Raw genomic sequence first — 3,192 nt, 5'->3', positions numbered from 1 at the left:
GTCATGGGCCAGTCGCTGGACGGCATGGCCGCCGAGCTCGGCCGCCATGCCGTCCAGCGACTGGCCCATGACGGCCTCGATCAGTTCCGCCGGCGAGCGGAATTTCCGCGTCCCGTTCTCGACCGCCTTGCGGATCGCGTCGACCGACTGCAGCGGCTGCTTGCGGGCGCCGATGAGCATCCTGTCGTTGAGCGCGAAGCGGAAATGGCCGAGCCCACGCGCTTCGGCCGAATAGTCATGGCGCAGGTCCGGCAGGTCGCCATAGAGCCAGTCGTCCTCAAGGTCGATATGGCAGCCATGGCTGGCGATGAGGAAGGCCTCGCGCACGGGGGCGGGCAAAGCCTGCTCGTTGGCGATCGCCTGGCGCGCGCGCATGTCGGAGATCTGGTAGCTGCGCCAGGTCCAGTGCGCTTGTGCCGCGTCCTTCGTGCGCAGGCCGTCGGCGGTGAAATGATAGAGGAAGAACAGCCCTTGCTCATCGGGCAGATAGGGCGACAGGGCGTTCTCTTCCGAAGCGAGGGCAATATTCATGGAGGCTTCGCCGGGTCTTCGACTTCAGCACCGCGTAACTGCGGCCGGCGATGTTTCTAGCACGGGCTGCCCCGGTTTCATGTGACGGTTCCGTGACGTTGCACGCCGCGCACGCAACCGCCGCTTGCCACGATTGGCGAGTCACCATCCGTGCCCGCGTGGCCGTCAGTGCAGATAGCCGAGCAGCCAAAGAATGAGAATGATGGGCAGCGGAATCCCGATGAGCCAGAGCAGTGCGCCTCGCAGCATGACGATCTCCTGAGTTGCTGTTCTCTGAGGCAACGCCAATTCGAGGGCTTGGTTCCGAGACGGGAATCAGCTGCAGTAGATCGGCAGGCGATGGGGGAACCGATGCTCAAATGGGGCGCGATACTGGGCATCATCGGCTTTCTTGGCGGCTTCGTCGGCCTCGTCATCTTCACGCCCGAAGCCAACCTGGGTCCGCTTCTCGGCATCTTCATCACCTGGCCGCTCGGCTTCGTCCTGTCGTGCGGTCAGGCCGCTGGCGGCGAGGAAATAGCGGGCGAAGGTCCCGCAAATGCGATGCAGAACGCCCGGCCGTGAGGTCTGGGCTGAGGCGCTGTGAACTGGCAAGATGGCCCCCTACCGGGACGTGATCCGGGAGGCGAGGGCTAGGCGATGACTTTGCTTCAATTCGATATCACCGGCGAACAGGTATCGGACGAAAAAACGGAGGAGGTCATCCGCGAGGCGGAACCGCATCGTGGCCTGGTGCGCTACCGCCCCGATGGCGGCGAGCTTTTCATTCACACGCGGGTGAACATGGCGCTTCTGCGTGCTGCAGCGTCGCTTCCGATCCTGCTCCTGAAGCTCACCCCGCGCGCAAACGAATTGACGCCGCGCGACGCTCTCTTGACGCCCAAGGGATCGAGTCGGAACTACGCCTTCCTCGAAAGGCTCTGCGAGGATCTGGCGGCCGCAGGCTGCCCAGCCTGCTATATCGCTGAACAGCATGGCGAGGGGCGCCGCGATTTCTACTTCACGACGGAGGACATCGCCGGTTTCGAGGAGGTAGCCCGCACAGCCGCCGAGGCCTTGGCCTTCCCACTCAACCTTGAGGAACATTCACTTGCCGCCGTGGCGCCGCTCATTCTTCCTGCCGAGGCGATTGGCGACCTCGGTCTGAAAATCGCCTCGGATGCCCGCATCCGGCCGACGCGCTTCGAGTTCTGGGGCGCCGAGCCCTCTCTCGCCAGGCTGCGCGCCGAATTGGAGAAGCGCGGCTATCGCTTTCTAGGACTGGAGACATTCTCCCGCGAACTCCGGATGATGAAGAGCGTGCCGATCGATGGAGAAGGGTTCCTGGCCGTGCTAAGGGAGATCGTTCCCCTGGCCCGGTCTTTGCAGTGTAGCTATTGCGGCACCGAGACTGTCGAGGGCCATGAGCAGTTCCTGCTCGCACGCCCTCTTCCCCAGCGCTATGGCGGCGTGGGGCGAGGCGGCCTTTTTCGTCGCATTTTCGGTGGCGGCGGCTCGTAAGCGCTGCCGGTTTGAGGCAGCGCTTACGTAGGCAGTAGGCAGTAGGGGCTGTCTTTCCCTATTGCCAACTGCCTATTCCCTACTGCCTTACATCTTGTCTATCACCGACTGCACGCCTTCCGTCGGCGCGTCGACGGACGAGCCGGCCACCATGATGGCGGCGACAATCGCTTCGGGGTCCGCGACCACCAGCGGTTTCACCCGGTGCGCGGTGTGGATGAAGCCCTCACCGCCCATATGGTCGAGCAGCGCCAGCATCGGATCCCAGAACCCCTTGATGTTGGCAAAGACGATCGGCTTGCGATGATGGCCGAGCTGGCCCCAGGTCATGATCTCGACGATCTCTTCGACCGTGCCGATACCGCCCGGAAGCGCCACAAAGGCGTCGGATTTTTCGAACATCCTGTGCTTGCGCTCGTGCATATTGTCGGTGATCACGAGCTCGTCGAGCCGGTCGAGCGCGGTCTCGGTTGCTTCCCTGTTGATGAGGAAGCGGGGAATGATGCCCGTCACCTTGCCGCCGGCCTTGAGCGCGCCCTCGGCGACGGCGCCCATTATGCCCTTGGTGCCGCCGCCGTAGATCAGCCTCAGGCCCGACTTTGCGAGCGAGCGGCCGAGCAGGTGGCCGGCCTTGACGTAGGTTTCATCGCGGCCTGGAGACGAACCGCAATAGACGCAGACGGATCGAATCGTGTTCATGCCGATGATTGGTGATAGGGACGGCAGACATGGTCAAGCCCGGGACAGGCTTTTTCTTGGCCGGCCCTTTTTCTTGTGGGACTCGCTAAAACACGCTAGACCGGCGTTAGGTGGCTAAGGGGCAGTCAAAAATGGCAATTAATCCATTGAAGGCGTTGTTGTTTACCGCGGGCGGCGCCATCGCTGCGGTGGGAACTGCCTATGTGTCGGGCGCGCTCGATCCCTATCTCAATCGCACGCCGCCGGCCGAGATCGCGGCGCTGGCGCCGGGCGAGACCAAACCGGCGGAAACCAAAGCGGCCGATCAGGGCACCGAGGGGCGGCTGCCAGCCGCGCCGGCGCCAGCCACCGACGCGATGGCACCCGCGGCGCCATCCGCTCCCGCAGCCCCGGCGGAAGCCCCCGCCGCGCCTGCCACGACACCCGCCGCAGCCCGGCCTGTCGCGCCGACATTCGATGTCG

4 protein-coding genes and 1 pseudogene are annotated in these 3,192 nt (G+C 64.1%); 3 read left to right on the top strand and 2 right to left on the bottom strand.

Annotation, left to right across the window (positions count from 1 at the left end; translation table 11 throughout):
• Positions 1–531, bottom strand: a 531-nt coding sequence (locus EN742_RS39170; protein WP_281034942.1) for a CorA family divalent cation transporter, incomplete at its 3' end; no start/stop codon positions are given.
• A gap of 351 nt (positions 532–882) precedes the next feature.
• On the opposite strand from EN742_RS39170, the gene EN742_RS06345 reads away from it, so the two are divergent.
• Together EN742_RS06345 and EN742_RS06340 are read left to right on the top strand one after the other, a co-directional pair.
• Positions 883–1,095 carry a hypothetical protein gene (locus tag EN742_RS06345; protein ID WP_128332556.1) on the top strand — a complete coding sequence of 71 codons (213 nt, stop codon included), beginning with the start codon at positions 883–885 and terminating at the stop codon, positions 1,093–1,095.
• Between the two features lie 75 nt (positions 1,096–1,170).
• Positions 1,171–2,031: a hypothetical protein gene (locus tag EN742_RS06340; protein WP_127406337.1), complete on the top strand. Its 861-nt coding sequence runs from the start codon at positions 1,171–1,173 to the stop codon at positions 2,029–2,031.
• 87 nt (positions 2,032–2,118) lie between these two features.
• Here EN742_RS06340 and EN742_RS06335 read toward each other — a convergent pair whose 3' ends face one another.
• Entirely contained in the window at positions 2,119–2,730 is a 612-nt protein-coding gene (locus tag EN742_RS06335) for a TIGR00730 family Rossman fold protein (RefSeq protein ID WP_126055678.1), read from the bottom strand.
• Between the two features lie 131 nt (positions 2,731–2,861).
• Here EN742_RS06335 and EN742_RS37885 point away from each other — a divergent pair.
• Positions 2,862–3,192: pseudogene (locus EN742_RS37885) on the top strand (peptigoglycan-binding protein LysM); the annotation flags it as partial.

The sequence above is a fragment of the Mesorhizobium sp. M4A.F.Ca.ET.020.02.1.1 genome, from assembly GCF_004022645.1.
Lineage (GTDB): Bacteria > Pseudomonadota > Alphaproteobacteria > Rhizobiales > Rhizobiaceae > Mesorhizobium.
This window is presented reverse-complemented; position numbering and strand designations above follow the sequence as displayed.

What these genes read in the sequence shown, in the direction of transcription:
- EN742_RS06340 (WP_127406337.1), top strand. Translation starts at nt 1,171, where the DNA reads ATGACTTTGCTTCAATTCGATATCACCGGCGAACAGGTATCGGACGAA.
- EN742_RS06345 (WP_128332556.1), top strand. Translation starts at nt 883, where the DNA reads ATGCTCAAATGGGGCGCGATACTGGGCATCATCGGCTTTCTTGGCGGC.
- EN742_RS06335 (WP_126055678.1), bottom strand. Translation starts at nt 2,730, where the DNA reads ATGAACACGATTCGATCCGTCTGCGTCTATTGCGGTTCGTCTCCAGGC.